A 17020-nucleotide genomic window follows, 5' to 3' on the forward strand; every position below is an offset into this window, starting at 1 on the left:
CTTGATGGTTACGATGAGCCAGAAACCCTCTCTTATCAATTCAGCCTAATCTGTCCCATTGGCGCTGACGTCAGACACTATCGCTTAAGGCTACAGTGTAATCTCTTTCTTTATATTGAGGCGCTTTTCCGCGTCGCTCTCTGCGCAAGGTAGAGAATTTCATCTGATATTTCATTTGATTACCCACAGGCCCACTGCTGGCTATGAAGAAAAAACGTTGTGAGTGCGGATTCATACAGGGCAGCTGTAGTTGATTTACTGGGGGCGGTATGTGCGGTCGAGATATCCGCAAATTTGAGACTGGGAGTGGTATGTGTAAGCTTTAAGAGGCTTGGAAGGCTGTTGTCCTTCTGCATATCAGGTCAACCTTTTGCAGAACGTTTTGGTTTTCGTCGGGTTTCGACAGGCCAGATTGCTCTGAGTTATGTTTTACAGATCGATTTTGACATACCTCGGACAGAGCGTTTTTATGGCAAAAGAGAATGTCACATACGGACATTCGCGACAGCCACATTCCCGACATTTAAATAGACATGAATGCCCGGAAAGGGCGTGTCAGATGTCACATCTCAGACGGATTCTCTTAGCACTGCCACTCTCATCTTGAAGCGACTGGTTTGCAGGCCGGTCGCGGGCGAGCGGAGAGCGCAGATATGAACACGGGGCTTAAACCCACGGCATCTTTTGACCTTAAGGGGCAAAAGGCAACGTCGCTGCGCGCGGCGGCGAAATCCATCCTGACTTTTGCGATGTTGTCTCTGGGTGTAGGCGCCCTGGCTCCGGCAAGCGCCAGTGCGCAAAGCTACGACTGGGTGGTCAACGTGAACGATGCCGGTTCGGATCCGACAGTTGCCGGCGGTGATGTGACGTATAACATCACGGTCAACAACAACGTCTCCGTCACCGGTGCCGGTGAAGCCCCTGAAACCGTGATCGATCTGGATATTCCGGCGGGTGGCATCCTGAAGGATGTGACCAATACGACCTGTGACCCTGCTCTTCCGATCACGGGGCCCGCGGCGGTCTCCTGTGTGATCCCGGCGCTGGCTGAGGACGAAACCTTTGCACTTTCCGCAATTGTCACCTCGACAGAATCGGGCACCATCACCATGTCTGGTTCCGTGCCGAGCGCGGATGACACGGCTCCTTCCAATAACAGCTTCTCCGAAACCACAACGATTCTCAGCGGTGCTGATGTGGCGCTTGAGATTGTCGGGCCGACGGAAGCCGCCTCCGGCGAAGTGGTCACGTACACTTATACACTTGAAAACAATGGCCCTGATACGGCAACGGAAGTCGTGGTTGAAATCCCAGCGATCACCGGTCTGACAATCACCTCGGTGCCGTCCTATTGTAGCGCCAGTGCTGGCGGGTATCTCTGTACCATCCCGGACGATATCGCGAACGGCGGTAGCTTTGACTTCGAATTAACGGGACAAGTGACGGCAGCGGGGGCGGGATCGTCTTTGGTCATGTCCGGGACGGCTAACATTTCCGAACCGGAGGACCCTCTCACCGACGATAACTCTGCCTCCCTGACCACGCAAATCAGCGACGGCAGCGATGTGCGTTTGACGAAAAGCAATTCTGCACCGGGAACGGTTCTGGTCGGCGATCCGGTTATCTTTACGCTGTCCCCGAGCTTCACGGGCGGTGTGCCCTATGGCCTTGAGATCGCGGACAGTGTGCCCTCTGCCTATCAGATCGACTCTGTCGATGTGTTGTCCGGTGGCTGGAACTGTACGGTGAGTGGTCAGGACCTGAATTGTACGCGTCCGTCCGACGGGCTTGTGGCGGGCACCAATGTGCCGCTTGGCGACATCTTGATCAATGCCACGGCCATCGCGCCGGGCTCTGTCAGCAACAGCGCGACAGTGAGTTCTTCTGGCCCCGAAGATACAAATCTCGGCAACAACACCGACACCGATGGCGGTCGCACCATCGAAAACCCGGTGGTTGACCTTTCCGTGTCCAAAACCGGCCCCAGCCCCGCGCTGGTCGTGGTTGGCAATGAGTATGAGTTCAATCTGCGCACGCAGAACACTGGCAATGCCGATTTCTACGGTACACTTTACATGACCGACAGCCTGCCGGCCGGGATGACCTTTACGGGGTACGATGGCAATGGCTGGACCTGTTCGCCGGCGGCCCCGCAGGCTGGCCCAGTCGATGTGGTGTGTGAGCTTGTCTATACCGCAGGTGTGACCGGACCTCTGGCGCCTGGCGCCAATACACCCATCGCCGTGATCCGGACTGAGGCCACCCAATCCGGGAACCTGACCAATACGGCTAGCGTGTCGTCGCCGGAGTACCCGGGCGTTGGGGATTCCGACAGCTACGATGTGGACAGCAGCGCCGACAGCGCCTCTGCCGACATCACCGTGAACAAAACCGTGGCGGCTTCCGCGGTCACCGTGGGCGACATTCAGACCTATTACATCGAGGTGGTGAACGCGGGCCCTGCGGCATCGGCGGATGTCACCGTGACAGATCCCTTGTTGAGCCTGATCAACAATCAGGTTGGCGCAACGGACGCGGGTCTCGTCAGCATCACCGCACCCGCAGGCGCCACCTGTGGCAGCACGTCGCGGTGGCGGGGCAGAGATCTGAGCTGTACCTTCGATACCTTGCCGGTCTGTACCGCAGGAAGCACTTGCCCGGTGATCGAGGTTCAGGTGCGCCCCGGCGGCAATGCCGGACAGCGGAGCAACACGGTTCAAGTCTTGTCGTCGAGCGTGGCCGACCCCGATCTGACCAACAACGATGATACCGTGACCTTCGACATCGAAGCGCGCACGGATGTGACCGTGACCAAAACGGCGACGCCTGTGACGGCCATCGTTGGCCAGAACCTTAGCTACGTTGTCACGGCGCTCAACCCGTCGACACAATTCTTCCTCAGCAGTGCTCCGGATACGACGATTACGGATGTGTTGCCGGATGGGTTGATCTTTGTTTCCGCAACGCCGACGACGGGAAGCTGTTCAATCTTGCCAACTGTCGGAAGTGAGACGGCACCGGGCAACAATCAGGTTGTCTGTAATCTCGGGACGGTGACGTCCGGCGGACAGCAAGCCGTCGAAATCGTGGTGCAACCGACAGAGGCGCTGGTTGGCTCTGTGATGGAAAACATCGCGACCGTGAGCACCAGCCTCGATGAAACCGACGACACCAACAACAGTGCCTCCGTGCAGACGACCGTCGCGGCACCCAGCTATGATCTTCAGGTCAACAAGGTCGATAGCATCGACCCGGTGGCTGTCGGTGAGGAGGTGACCTACACGGTCACGATCCGCAACAACGGGCCTTCCGCGGCAGAGAACGTCACGATGAACGATCTCATGCCCGCACAATATCTGAACTATCAATCGCATAATGCGGGGACAGGTGTTTGTGGCACAGTGCCGAGCGTTGGCCAGGTCGGCGGAACGTTGAGCTGTAGTTTCGACCGCATCGAAGCGGGTGGATCGCGCGTGGTGACCATTTTGGCGCAGGGCGTGCAAAAAGGCACCGCGACCAATACGGCGAACCTGACGTCTCCGGGGATCACCAATGGCTACGATCCGCTTCCGGCGAACAACGAAGTGACCGAAAACACCACCGTGCGCACCCGCGCTGATGTCGAGGTTGTCAGCAAGGTTGCAAGCAAATCTCCGGTCGAACTTCTTGAGACCTTCGATTTCGTCATCACCGTGCGCAACAACACCGGTTCCGATGGGGGCGTTGTGCTGGCCGAGGCCGATGGCGTCGAAGTGACGGACAGCCTGCCGGCCAATATGGTGCTGGCGGGGATGCCGTCGGTCAATGTGACCTCTGGCTTCGCAACGCTGCAAAGCTGTGGCGGGGCCGCAGGCGGCACCAGTTTCACCTGTGAGCTTGGCACGTTCTCAAGCGGGGCTACGGCGGAAATCACGGTTCCCGTCAAAATCACCAGTGTGACCTCCGATCCGCAGAGCTTTACCAACACGGCAGAGATCACAACGACCTCGCTCGACGTCGATCCGAACAATAACGAAAACTCCGGCCCGGTCGAGGTTTTGTCTTCTGCACTCTCCGGGACCGTGTTCCGTGATTTCGATGACAACGGCGATCTGGATGCCGACGATACTGGCGTGGCTGGCGTGACGGTGACACTGACCGGAACGGCCTTTGATGGCACACCCGTCTCTGTGTCGGCGACGACGGACGCGAATGGGAACTACTCCATCGCGAACCTGCCGCGTGGCACCTATACGGTGACACGTGGGGCCGTCAGCGAGACCTATGTCGAGGATGGGCAAGCCGTGGGCGGCTCTGAAGGCGGGAACCCGACGGGCGCCACCGAGATTGCCACGATCAATCTGCCTTCCGAAACGGATGCCACCGATTACGATTTCACCCTCGTGCCGCAAGCGCGGATCGGGATTGCGAAACGTGTCAGCTCCGGCCCGACTTCTGCGGCGGATGGCTCCTTCACTGTTGGCTTCAGCTTTGTCGTTGAGAACTTCAGCCTTGAGCCGCTTGATACAGTGGTCGTGACGGATGCCCTGTCGGGAGCCGCGCCGCTGTTTGGCAGCTACGCGAGCCTGTCCAATCCGGCGACGGATGATATGGTGCGCGGCACCTACACGATCCTCTCCGCTCCGGGCGGCTCCTGTGGTGCACTGAACGCCGGGTTCAACGGTGACAGCAATCAGACATTGGTGTCCGGTACGACGCTTGCGGTGGGGGCAACCTGTGAGATTTCTCTCTCGCTGCGCGTGCGCCCCGAGGTGCCGCTGCCGAACCCGCAGGCCTCTGGCGGTGTCTATGAAAACCAGGCGACTGTGACGGGCAATGGTACGTGGACCGGGCAAACGCCGGGTGACAACCCGATGCTGACAGATCTCTCCGACGACGGCACAGATCCCGATCCGAATGGCAACGGCCGCGCCGATGAGCCGGGCGAAAACGACCCGACACCGGTGACGCCAATCTATGAACCTGCCATCGCGCTGGTGAAATCTGCGACCACGGCGTTCTCCGATCCGCCGGTGCCGGGGGAGGAGATCACCTACAGCTTTGCGATCACCAACACCGGCTCGCAGACCCTGACCGATGTGACGCTCACGGATGCGATGCTTGAAGGTGTGGGTGTTCTGACCGGAAGCCCGATTGCGTCGCTGGCGCCGGGTGCCACAGACGACACCACCTATTCTGCCGTCTATGAATTGACGCAGGAGGACATCGATCGCGGGTATGTGGAAAATACCGCGCTTGTGACCGGCACCGATCCGTTTGACGAGGAGGTGACCGACACCTCCGGCACGTCGCAGGACAACGATACGCCGACCACAACGCCTCTGACGCGCAATGCGGCGATTGAGCTGATCAAAACCGCAGATGCGAGCAATGTGAGCGATCCCTCCGAGGTGGGCCAGATCGTGACCTACAGCTTTACGGTGACCAACACGGGCAACGTGACGCTGACCGATGTGACGCTTGCGGACATCCTTCCGGGGATCGTTTGGGAGACACCGGACGCCAGCATTGCCGAGATGGCGCCGGGGGCTGTCGATACCGACACGTTCAAGGCGAGCTATGCTCTCACGCAGGCCGATCTGGATGCAGGCCAACTGGTGAACGAGGCGACGGTCACGGCGGACTCTGTTGTGGGCGAGGTTTCGGACACGGACGATGAAACCGTGCCGCTCGGTCAATCGCCGTCGATCGAACTTGAGAAAACCGTCGACAATTCGGGTCTGACGCAAACCATAGGTCTGGTGGGCGAGGAGCTTGAATATACCTTCAAGGTCACGAACACCGGCACCGTCACTTTGACGAATGTCACGATCACCGACCCGCTTTTGGGCGCCAATCAGATCAGCGAGGTTATCCCGTCTCTTGCTCCCGGCGAAGAGTACACCTTCACGGAAAAAGGCATCTATGCGATCACTCAGGCTGACATTGACGCAGGCGAAGTGCTTAACACGGCGACTGCGACCGGCACCTATGGTGAGGATGGTAATGGCGGCGACCTGACGGTCGATGACGAAGACGACGCGGTGGCGGAAACCGTCTTCATCGAAGCCATTCCTGAGACGCCATGGGAGTTTGACACCGACGGTGGCATCACGACCTCGATGCTGGCCTCCGACATGATCGGTCAGGAGCAGGCGACGCTTGACAATGTGACGATCACGGTCGTGGACAGCGATCCGGCTCTGACGCTTGATCTCTCCACGGGTCTCATCACCCTGTCTGAAGGCAATCCGGCGGGCACCTATGAGGTGACCTATGAGATCTGTCGCATCGACAATCCTTTGGTGTGCGATCAGGCGACGGAAACGGTGATCCAACGTCCGATCAGCGCGATTGAGGCGGTGAAGACGCAGGAGCTGACCGACAACGGCGACGGTGTTGATGGGGTTGGCGATCTGATGACCTACACGATCACGGTCGAGAACATCGGCAACACCACGGTGAATGACGTGGCGCTCGAGGACACCTTCCTGACGCTGACCACCGGCCAAACGCTGACCCTCGACAGCGGTCCGACCTTTGTGTCTGCGAGCGAAGGCTCTTCGGACGGCACGTTGGTGATGGGCGAGACCGCCACCTATACGGCGACTTTCGAACTGACCATCGAGGCGGTGGACGCAGGCGGCCTGTCGAACCAGATCCTCGCCACGGCGATGCCGGAGTACCCGGACGAATTCACCGAAGACCCGACCGAGGTGGAGGACCTCTCCGACGACGGCGACGATGGCGACGGCAACACCGAAGACGACCCGACGGAGTATCCGCTTGAGCCTCTGCTCTATGACAGCGGTCTGGTGCTTCGCAAAACAACGCCGCGTGGCGTGGTGGAGCGGGGGTCCGTGGTGCCCTATTCGATCACGGTGACCAATGAGAACCCGCGCACCAGTGGCACGATGGATCTCATGGACGTGCTGCCTGCCGACTTCGTTTATGTCGAGGGCACGGCGACCTGGGACGGGGAACCGATCGAGGTCACGGTGCAGGGCAAGGTTGTGACCTGGCCCAGCGTCACCGTGCCGCCGCTCACCACCATCGAGGCGACGCTTTCGGCGCGGGTTTTGACCAGCGCGGATGTGGGCGATCACGTGAACCGGGCGCGCCTGCGCGACTCGACCACGCGGGAACCGCTGTCGCCCGAAGCGACGGCCACGGTCTCGATCTTCCCGGAACCGGTGTTCGATTGTGGCGATGTCTACGGCAAGGTGTTCAACGACATGAACCGGGACGGCTATCAAAACGGTCCGATCAGCCGGATCGTCGATGAGGATGCGATCTTCAGCGGCAAATACAGCGGCAAGGGCGATGCGCCCGTGGAGCTGGACCGCGAGATCGTCGAGAACGGCATCCCCGCTGTGCGCCTGACCGGTGTCGATGGCACGGTGATCACCACCGACCAATACGGCCGCTTCCATGTGCCCTGTGCGATGCTGCCGGAAGATCGCGGTTCGAACTTTATCCTGAAGCTCGACACCCGCTCGCTGCCGACCGGCTATCGCCTGACCACGGAGAACCCGCGTGTCGTGCGTCTCACGCCCGGCAAAATGACCGAGCTGAACTTCGGTGCGGCGCTGACCCATGTGGTGCGTGTGGATGTGAATGCGCAGGGCTTCGCGCAAACCGCCTCCGGTCCGAAGATGACGCCTGCGCTCGAAACGGCGCTTGCAGGTCTGGTGCAGCAAATCGCTGGCGAACCCGTGCATCTGCGCATCGCCTATCACCTGCCGGATGAGGCGGGATCTGCGGAGAAACGTCTGGCGCGGCAATCCATGCGGCAGGTCGAGAGAGAGCTGCGGGATCTTTGGAGAGAACCGGGCCGTGTGAAACTGACCATCGAGAAAACCATCGTGAGGGTTGAGCAATGAGGACGCTTGGTATGAGCAGCAAACAGAAAGCCTTCACGCAGATTTTGTGTGGCGGATCGGTGATCGCAATCAGCGCCGTACTTCTGGCGGGGGAGGCGCGGGCGGAAACGCTCTGTGCCGAGGTGCTGGCGCCGCAGCCCGAAGGCTGTGAACGGTCCAATTCTGACGTGGTCGTGACCATGCCGGTGGGCAAGAACACCGAAATGGTGAAGGAAGTGATGGGATCGGATTTCGAAGCTCAGGGCTTTTCGATCTCCATCGACCAAACGCCGGTGGCGGGGGCCATGCCGCCCCCCGATCCGCGCCGTCCGGCCGACATCGTAGCAGATAGGGCGGATGTCGACATTCGTTTCGACGGGCTGACGCCGCGCCGGTTGCTCAATGTCTCGACTGACGATCTTCGGGCGACCTATCGGGCGGGCGAGGCGGTGCGGTTCCGCGCCTCCACCAATTACCCGGCCTATATTGCCCGCGCCGAAGTGCGGGTGATCGACACCACGGGCCGCACCCTGCGCACGGTGGAAACTCTGCCGGTGGCGCCCAATGGCACGGTCAATTGGACCATGCCGGAGGACGGGCCGGACGAGATGGTCTATGTGGTGCGCGTCTATGACGCCCAGGGGCGCTACGACGAAACCTGGCCGCTGGAGCTGAACCGCAGCGAAGGCCATTTCGACACGCATGAGACCACCGGCGCGCCGCTGACGGCGGCGGGCGAGGGCGAAGATCGCACCCGCCAACGCGCCATTCCCATCGCGGGCGGCATGGTCACCGTTTCGGGCCGTGCCGATGCCGGTCAGCCGGTGCGCGTCATGGGCGAGACGGTTCCTGTAACGCCCTCCGGCGAGTTTCTCGTGAGTCGGATCGTGCCGGCGGGAGACCGCGCGGTGGATGTGGAGTTCAACCGCTACGGGCAACCGCAACAGATCACCCGCAGGCTCGAAATTCCGGCGAGCGATTGGCACTATGTGGCCATTGCCGATCTGACCTTCGGGCATCGGATCAAGGACACGGAATCCGAGGCCGATCCGGATTACGAACGCAACTACGCCGAGGGGCGTTTGGCCTATTATGCCTCGGGGATCACCCGCAATGGCTGGTCGGTGACCTCGTCTTTGGATACGGGCGAGGGCGATTTGGAAGACATCTTCCGCCGCCTCGACGAAAAGGACCCGCGCTCGGTGATCGAACGTCTGGACCCGGAGGACCTCTATCCGACCTATGGCGACGACTCGACGAGCTATGATGACACACCGACCTCGGGCCGGGTGTATCTGCGGCTGGAGAAAGACGACACGCGCCTGACCTGGGGCGACTTCAAGGCCGATGTGTCTGGTGGCGAGTTGTTGTCCAACACACGTTCGCTTTACGGCGCGGAGCTGCGCAGCGCGACGAGTGCCCGCACGGAAGACGGCGAAGCGCGGATGCAGGGGGTGCTTTATGGCGCCCAGCCAGACACTCTGCCGCAGCGCGATATCCTGCGCGGCACCGGGGGCTCAGTCTATTTCCTGACCCGTCAGGATTTGAACGGCGGTTCAGAGACGGTGCGCGTTCAGGTGGTGGACCCTGACACAGGGCGGGTGATCTCGACCGAAATCCTTCAGGCCGGTGTCGATTACGAGATCGACTACATGCAGGGTGTGATCACGCTGACCCAACCTCTGGGCTCGTCGAGTTCCGATGGCGGTCTCGTGGGCTCCGGCACGGGCGCCTATGATGTCAATCTGGTGGTGCAATACGAATACACCCCGACCGTCGAGGATGTGGACGGCTTCTCCTACGGCGGACGTATCGAAGCCTGGGCGACCAACGATCTGCGCCTCGGCTTCACCGCGATGAACGAGACCACGGGCGTGGCCGATCAGCGTATGGCGGCGGTGGATGTCTATCACAAATTCGGCAAATCGAGTTTCCTCGAGGTCGAAGTGGCGGGCACTGATGGGCCGGGGTTCAGCCGCAGCCTGTCGTCGGATGGCGGTCTGACCATCACCGAAGATGGCGTCGCAGGCCTTGAAGATGCGATGGCGTATCGCTTCGACAGCCATGTCGATTTTGCCGATCTGGGCCTGTCCACCGGCGGCTATGCCGAGCTTTACTATGAGCGCAAAGAGGCCGGGTTCTCGACCCTCAATGAGGACATCACCGAGGATCAGACCCTGATCGGTTTGCGCAGCGAGATCGAGGTGTCCGACCGGCTCAGCTTTGGCGTGCGGATCGAGGATTTCGACCGCGATGGGGGCGACAGCAAGGCCGAGGGCGAGCTGGGCGTGGCCTATGATCTGACGGACGCCTGGACCATCGAGGCGGCGCTTGGCTATCTCGACCAGACCACGATTGGCGATCCGACGGAAACCGGGGATCGCACCGATCTGGCGGCGCGTTTGAGCTATGCGTTCAGCGATGACACCAAGGTCTGGGTCTTGGGGCAGGCGACAGTGGACCGCTCCGGCGGGCTGGACCGCGACGACCGTCTGGGCTTTGGTGCGGCCACGCGTCTGGGTGAAAAGGTCAAAGTCTCGGGCGAGGCCTCCGACGGCACCGCAGGCTTTGCGGCCAACGCGCGTCTGGCCTATTCGCCGACCGCCGACAATGAGCTCTATCTCGGCTACACGCTGGACCCGACGCGGACCAATGGCGGCTATGAGCTTGTCGGCGAGGATCGCGGCAAGGTGGTGATGGGCGGGCGCTTTCGCCATTCCCAAACCTTCTCGAGCTTTGCCGAAACCTCGATGGATTTCTTTGGCGAACGTCATGCCATGACAGACGCTTACGGGATCACCTATACGCCCAATGCGCGCTGGTCTTTCAGTGGCGCGATGGAAAGCGGCACGGTGCGCGACAAGATCAACGGCGACATCGAACGCGATGCCTATTCCTTCGGGGTGGCCTATACGGCTGAGGATCGCTTGCGTGCGCGTGGTCGGTTGGAATACCGCACTGAAAGCGGCGATGGCGTGTCGCAGGATGCCGACACCTGGGCCTTTGCGGGCGGGTTCGAATACCATGTCAGCGAAAGCGCGCGGTGGCTCGGTAATGTCGATGCTCTGATCTCCGACAATGATGACGACAGTTTCCGTGACGGGGAATATGTCGAGGCCAGCCTCGGCTACGGCTTTCGTCCGATCGACAACGAGCGTCTGAACGTGCTGTTCAAATACACCTATCTTTACGACCTTCCGGGGGCGGATCAGGTGACGGCGAATGGCGACACCGAGGGGGATGCGCAGAAAAGCCACGTCTTGTCGATTGATGCCGATTACGATCTGAACCAGCACTTCACGCTGGGCGGCAAATACGGCTATCGCCGGTCCGAGGTCGCCCCGCGCGGCACGGAGGACTTTAGCGACTCGACGGCGCATCTCGGGATTATGCGTCTCGACTGGCACGTCGTTCACAATTGGGATGCGATGGCCGAGGGGCGCGTGATGTTTACGGAAGACAGCGAAACCTATGATACGGGCGCTTTGCTCGGGGTGTACCGCCATGTTGGCAACAACGCCAAAGTCGGTGTCGGCTACGAATGGGGTCAGGTGTCCGAGGACATGACCGATCTCGATTACGAAAGCTCCGGGGTCTTTTTGAACCTGATTGCCAAGTTCTGAGACAATCTGAGACGGACTATAAAAAGAGGGGGCCTAGGCCCCCTCTTCTTTTATGCGGCGTATGTCTGCGGGCTGAAATGCTCCCGCACGCAGGGCGGCAGATGCGGGCTTTCAAGCGGCCAGGCGCCACAATGTTCGCGATAGAGCTCCAGGATGTTGCCGGTGACCCTTTGAAAGACAACCTTCGAGGGTACGATGACGCCCGAGCCATTCAAGCTGGTCGTCAAGGTGTGGCCAAACAAAAATTTCTCGGACTTCAGGCGCGGCAATTTCATGATCAGAAGGCCCAGATCGGTATCACCGTCATTCAAATTCGACATGCGTAACAGGTGAAGGCAGCCCGAGTTCATGAAAACCAGTGAGCCGTGTTTGTAAGTGGTGATCCCAGTGCAGGGGTGACCGTCCCTGCGTAGCGCAAGAAGGGATTTGGAAAATGTCTTGTCCTCTTCCTGATAGATGCGGATAAAACTGACGTGAATATATCGATCCGAAATCGGCGTTCCGTGGTAAAAAAGGTAATCTCCGCAATGGTTTGAAAGGCTGACCTTTTCTCGCATAGTTCGCTCAATGGCGCGTCGGTAGCTGTTGTAGATGGAGGCCTCGACCGGGGTCGACAGATCCAGCATTTCTGAGGACGCGCGGTCGAATTTATCCGGGTCCGCAAACAGCATGTCCAGTTCGACATCAAGCGCTTTGGCAATGCGACCGAGCGTGTGCGCGGATGGGAAACTGCTGCCGTTCAGATATTTGTTCAGCTGCTGTCGGTTTATGCCGATGTGATGTGCGCCTTCGGCCAGAGAATTGTATTTTCCCAGTAAAAGTCGGAGATTGCGTGGCAGGTTTTGGGATTTCATTTCTTCTTTTCCTAACACGGCTTGTGCTGAAAATCTATGCGAAAGACGATAATATGGATGTGCTTTAGTTTGCACAAGGGCGATGGTGTGCCATCGAATGAGCGCATCAAAGAGGTGTAGGTTATGGCTGGCTTATACGTGTCTTTGAACTGGTGTTTGGTATGGGTGCAGACCCTTGAGGAGCCCCTAGAATTGTGGACGCCTGGCTTTGGGTGACAGTTGTAAGGTATATCATACCGCAAGTTGCGCGATGATCTCGCACTGACGTGCTTGTGTTCATTGAACAGGGTGGCCGTCAGCTCTCCGTTTCAACCGCATCCGTGGAGCGCCGGCGCAGCACCTGTATCACGGCCATCACGATGAGTGCGCCGGCGGCGAGGATAAAGGCCGCGGCGATCGGGCGTTGCAGGAAGACCATCGGATCGCCCCGTCCAATCAGAAGGGCGCGCCGCAGGTTGGTTTCGATGAGAGGTCCCAAGACGAATCCCAGCAACAACAGCGCCGGGTTGAACCGTGCCAGCGACAGCGCGTAGCCGATGACACCGATCAGGGCGACGGCGAAGATGTCAAAGCTCGACCCGCGCACCGAATAGACGCCGAGGCTGACAAAGATCAGGATGGCAGGGTAGAGCCAGCGAAACGGGATGCGCAGCATCGACACCCAGATGCCGATCAGGGGCAGGTTGAGCACCAACAGCAACAGGTTTCCGATCCCGAAACTCGCGATCAGGCCCCAGAACATGTCGGGGCGCGCGTCGAGCATCAAGGGGCCGGGCTGTACGCCGTGAATGACCAAGGCGCCCAGCATCAGGGCCATGATCGGATCGCCCGGAATGCCAAGCGAGAGCGTGGGGACGAAGGCGCTGATCGCGGCGGCGTTATTGGCCGCCTCGGGGCCTGCGATCCCTTCGATGGCGCCCGTGCCGAATTCTTCCGAACGGCGCGAGAGGCGGCGTTCGGTGGCATAGGCGAGGAACGACGAAATCGTCGATCCGGTGCCGGGGAGCGCACCGAAAAAGCTGCCGAGACTGGCGCCGCGCAGGGCCGGGAAGGGGATACGGCGCAGCTCTGACCGGCTGGGCAGAAGATCGCGCAAAGCGACGCGCGGCGGCACGCCGGTGCGTTCGGCGACACGAATGTTAGAGATCACTTCGGCCACGCCAAACAGGCCCATCGCCAGCGCCACGAGGTTGATGCCGTCCATCAGCTCGGTCTGGCCAAAGATAAAACGCTGTTCGCCGGAATTCACATCGGTCCCGACACAGCCGAGGATCAGCCCCAGCACGACCATAGCCATGCTTTTCGCCGGGTGTTTCGCGCCGACCGTCGAGGCGGCGACAAGGCCGAGGATCATCATCGCGGCATATTCGGCCGCTCCAAAGGCAATTGCCGCCTGAGCCAAAGCGCCCGACAGCAGGATCAGTACGAGAATCCCGATCATAGAGCCTGCAAAGCTTGAGATCATCGAGGTGAACAGGGCCACGCCCGCGCGCCCCTGCTGGGCCAGCGGATAGCCGTCGAGCGTGGTGATTGCGGACTGCGGCGTGCCGGGCAGACGCAGAAGGATGGAGGCCACAGCCCCGCCATATTGCGAGCCATAATAGACGCCAGCCAGCATCACCAGAGCCGCCTCGGGGGACAGGTAATAGGTGATCGGCAACAACAGCGAAATCGTGGCCATCGCCCCGATGCCGGGCAAAACGCCGACGAAGGTGCCCAAAAGCACGCCGAGCACACAATAGATCAACACGCCGGGCTGTGTCGCGACGCTCAGCCCGTGCAGAAATCCGTCCCACCCATTCATCGTCTTACGCCTCTCATCGTCCCGGCCAGAGCGGGACGGTCATTTTCAATCCGAAGGAAAACACCGCGACCGACAGCGCGGTGACCACGAGGGCCAACACGATGCGCCAGCCGACCCGCCGATCCGGGGCTGCGAGCGACGCGATCAGCACGCTGGTCAATGTCACCAGAACAAGCCCCAAGCGGTCGAGACCGGCGGCGAAGATCAGGATCGCCGCCAGCACGGCGAGGCACTCTTTCCATGCGATCTGGACCGCGTCACCCTGCCGGGCCAAGGCAGGAAGCGCGACCATCCCCCCCAGAAGCGCCAAGGCTGCGCCAAGGACAGCCGGAAAGAATCCGGGCCCCATCCGGCGCAGGGAGCCAATCTCGTAGTGCGCCAGCGTGTAGAAGACGACGAAGAGGCCGATGGCGGCCAGAAGGACGCCACCAACGAGATCAGGAATGTCGCGCTTCATCGGTTACTCTTTCGCGTCGATCCGGTCGAGCACGGCACCCCAGACCTCGGTGTCTTCCGCGATACGCTGTTGCAACTCTTCGGCAGAGCCGCCGGCCGCTTGCCAGCCCATGTCGAGCAACCGCTTTTGCACAGCTTCATCTGCAAGGATGGCGTTGATATGGGTGCTCAGCGTCTCGACAGTCGCCGCTTCCGTTCCGGCGGGCGCGATGAAAGCGTTCCATAGCTCGGCGCGGAAATCATCGGGCAATCCGGCCTGACCGGCCATGACCGGCACGCCGGGGGCCTGTGCGAAAGGCGTCTCGGAGGTGATGCCGAGGATTTTCACCTTGCCCGCCTCGACATATTGCATGGCCGCAGAAGGGGCCATGAAGCCGCAATCGATTTCATGACCAATGATCGCGGTCGTGACTTCGGCATAGGAGGTGAAGGGAATGTGGAGCATCTCCACACCGGCACGGTCCGAGAACAGCTCGGCCGTCAGATGCGCGCCCGAGCCTTTGCCGACGGATCCATAGGCGAGGGCTTCGGGTTCTTTGCCAGCGGCTTGGACAAAATCCGCGAGGTCTTCGGCGGGGAAATCGGCGGCGACGACAAGCACCAGCGGCGAGGTCGCGATCAGGGTCACCGGAACAATATCCTCGGCGACGTCATAGCCAAGGCTCGGCGTCAGGCGCGGCGCCGTGGTGAGCGGTCCGTTGATGGTGGTGGCAAAGGTGTTCTTTTGATCCTGAGCGTTCAGCATCTGCTGAATGCCGATCACGCCACCGGCGCCGGGTTTGTTTTCGATCACGATCGGCTGACCCAGTTTCTCGGCCAGCGGCTCGGTCACGATGCGGGCCAGAAGGTCAGGGGAGGAGCCTGCGGGGAAGCCCACATAGACATGCTGAGGCTGGCTCGGCCAGGTGGCGTCCTGTGCCAGAGCGGGTTTGCAAAGCGTCATGGCGGCGGCACCCAAAAGGGCCGCGCGGCGCGAAATGATCATGGTAGAGCCTCCCGGGGTCATATGTGGCGTAACAGCCGTAAATCGCGCGCAAGATTGCGGAAAGCGCGGGATTCGGCAAGGCGTCGTCAGGATTTACTTTCGCGGCAGTGGCGTGCGCTTTTGGCCTCGGATCAGGCGGAGAGCTTTAGAATTTTCTGCACCTCGGCGAGACTGAGCTGCACAGGGTTGGCCTGTGTGGAAGAGGCCGAGAGGGCATGTCGCGCGGTTTCCTCCCAAAGCGGCGGGCCGCAGTGCAGCTCGGCGAGAGAGGCCAGCCCATGCCTGTCAATGAAAGCGCGCAGGGGCAGTCCAAGCCCGTCTTGCACCCAGCGTTCGATCTCTTCGCAGCGCGCGGTGGGCTTGCCTGCCTTTGTCAGCGCGGCATGATTGACCGTCAGTGCAGCAGGAAGCAGACGCCCGCAGATCGCCCCATGGGCGCCCCCGCGACTGCCGATGACGGCGGCGAGGCCATGCACAATCCCAAGCCCGGAATTGGCCAGCGCCAGACCGCTCAGATAGCTGGCTTTCGCCAAAGTGTCGCGCGCGGTTTCATCCTCATGTGTCATGAGTGTCTGAAGCGCTGCGGCCGCAGGCCCGATCATGCCGCGGGCGAGGGCATCGGTGAGCGGATTGGCGCGGTTCGACAGGTAGCTCTCGATCAACTGTGTCAGCGCATCCAACCCGGTCGACAGGGTCAGGGATTTGGGCAGACCATCGGTCAGGGATGCATCGACCACCGCAAGGTCCGGCACGAGACGTGGATCGCGCAGGCTGATCTTGAGCCCTTGTTCCGGTACACCGATCACCGCGTTGCGTGTGGCCTCTGCGCCGGTGCCTGCGGTGGTCGGGATCGCCACGAAGGGCAGCGGGGCGTTGAGTTTGGGCGCGGGATTTGACCCGAGACCGAGATGATCCAACACATCGCCCTCGGAGACACACAGCCCCGACACCGCCTTGCCCAGATCAATCACCGCACCGCCGCCAATGGCGACGATACAGTCCACGCTGATTTCCCGCGCGCGGGCCACCGCGTCGCGGACCTGATCAACGGTCGGCTCGCCTCGGGCGGTAAGGGATGTGACCTGTGCCCCAAGCGTGTCGAGTTCTTTCATCAGCACATCGGCCCAAGGCACCGAGGCGCTGCGCAAGACGAGAACCTTTTGCCCCTTCTCTCGCACCAAAGCTGCGACCTGATCCTTTGCGCCACGTCCGATCAGACAGCGAGCGGGCGCGGTAAAGGCGAGATCCGCGACCGGATTGGACGCCAGGCTGTCGGCGAGACCCGGCATCAGACCAGCATCGTGGCACGAACGGCCCGCGCCCAACCGTCGCATTTGGCCTGCCGTGTCGCCTCATCCATGGTCGGCTCAAAGGTGCGCTCCAGCGCCCATGTGGCGGCAAAGCCCTCCATGTCGGGATAGACGCCAGCCCGTTGACCCGCGAGCCAGGCGGCGCCC

7 protein-coding genes and 1 pseudogene are annotated in these 17020 nt (G+C 60.8%); 2 read left to right on the forward strand and 6 right to left on the reverse strand.

Features of this window, described 5'->3' with window-relative positions:
• The first annotated feature begins 653 nt into the window (after positions 1-653).
• Positions 654-7862, forward strand: a complete 7209-nt coding sequence (locus ACN0X0_RS21475) for an SdrD B-like domain-containing protein (protein WP_417280900.1) — start codon at positions 654-656, stop codon at positions 7860-7862.
• Positions 7863-7873: 11 nt separating this feature from the next.
• Positions 7874-11464, forward strand: coding sequence for a hypothetical protein (locus ACN0X0_RS21480; RefSeq protein ID WP_417280901.1), 3591 nt, complete (start codon positions 7874-7876; stop codon positions 11462-11464).
• A 50-nt stretch (positions 11465-11514) separates the two neighbouring features.
• Here ACN0X0_RS21480 and ACN0X0_RS21485 read toward each other — a convergent pair whose 3' ends face one another.
• From ACN0X0_RS21485 to ACN0X0_RS21510, 6 genes and pseudogenes are all read right to left on the reverse strand, one after another.
• A complete protein-coding gene (locus ACN0X0_RS21485) occupies positions 11515-12393 on the reverse strand; it encodes a helix-turn-helix domain-containing protein (protein WP_417280902.1) in 879 nt (292 codons plus the stop codon).
• A 220-nt stretch (positions 12394-12613) separates the two neighbouring features.
• The gene (locus ACN0X0_RS21490; protein WP_417280903.1) at positions 12614-14122 is read right to left on the reverse strand and encodes a tripartite tricarboxylate transporter permease; all 1509 of its coding nucleotides are present in this window, start codon (positions 14120-14122) and stop codon (positions 12614-12616) included.
• Positions 14123-14135: 13 nt separating this feature from the next.
• Entirely contained in the window at positions 14136-14579 is a 444-nt protein-coding gene (locus ACN0X0_RS21495; RefSeq protein WP_417280904.1) for a tripartite tricarboxylate transporter TctB family protein, read from the reverse strand.
• 3 nt (positions 14580-14582) lie between these two features.
• Positions 14583-15563, reverse strand: coding sequence for a Bug family tripartite tricarboxylate transporter substrate binding protein (locus ACN0X0_RS21500; RefSeq protein WP_417280905.1), 981 nt, complete (start codon positions 15561-15563; stop codon positions 14583-14585).
• Positions 15564-15694: 131 nt separating this feature from the next.
• The gene (locus ACN0X0_RS21505; RefSeq protein ID WP_417280906.1) at positions 15695-16852 is read right to left on the reverse strand and encodes an iron-containing alcohol dehydrogenase; all 1158 of its coding nucleotides are present in this window, start codon (positions 16850-16852) and stop codon (positions 15695-15697) included.
• A pseudogene (locus tag ACN0X0_RS21510) lies at positions 16852-17020 on the reverse strand (glycerol kinase); the annotation flags it as partial. The gene ACN0X0_RS21505 and the pseudogene ACN0X0_RS21510, both read right to left, overlap by 1 nt.

The organism is Celeribacter sp., assembly GCF_048270365.1.
In the GTDB taxonomy this organism is placed as follows: domain Bacteria; phylum Pseudomonadota; class Alphaproteobacteria; order Rhodobacterales; family Rhodobacteraceae; genus Celeribacter.

Coding starts and splice junctions, on each gene's coding strand:
- ACN0X0_RS21500 (WP_417280905.1), bottom strand. CDS start 15,563: ATGATCATTTCGCGCCGCGCGGCCCTTTTGGGTGCCGCCGCCATGACG.
- ACN0X0_RS21490 (WP_417280903.1), bottom strand. CDS start 14,122: ATGAATGGGTGGGACGGATTTCTGCACGGGCTGAGCGTCGCGACACAG.
- ACN0X0_RS21475 (WP_417280900.1), top strand. CDS start 654: ATGAACACGGGGCTTAAACCCACGGCATCTTTTGACCTTAAGGGGCAA.
- ACN0X0_RS21505 (WP_417280906.1), bottom strand. CDS start 16,852: ATGCCGGGTCTCGCCGACAGCCTGGCGTCCAATCCGGTCGCGGATCTC.
- ACN0X0_RS21480 (WP_417280901.1), top strand. CDS start 7,874: ATGAGCAGCAAACAGAAAGCCTTCACGCAGATTTTGTGTGGCGGATCG.
- ACN0X0_RS21495 (WP_417280904.1), bottom strand. CDS start 14,579: ATGAAGCGCGACATTCCTGATCTCGTTGGTGGCGTCCTTCTGGCCGCC.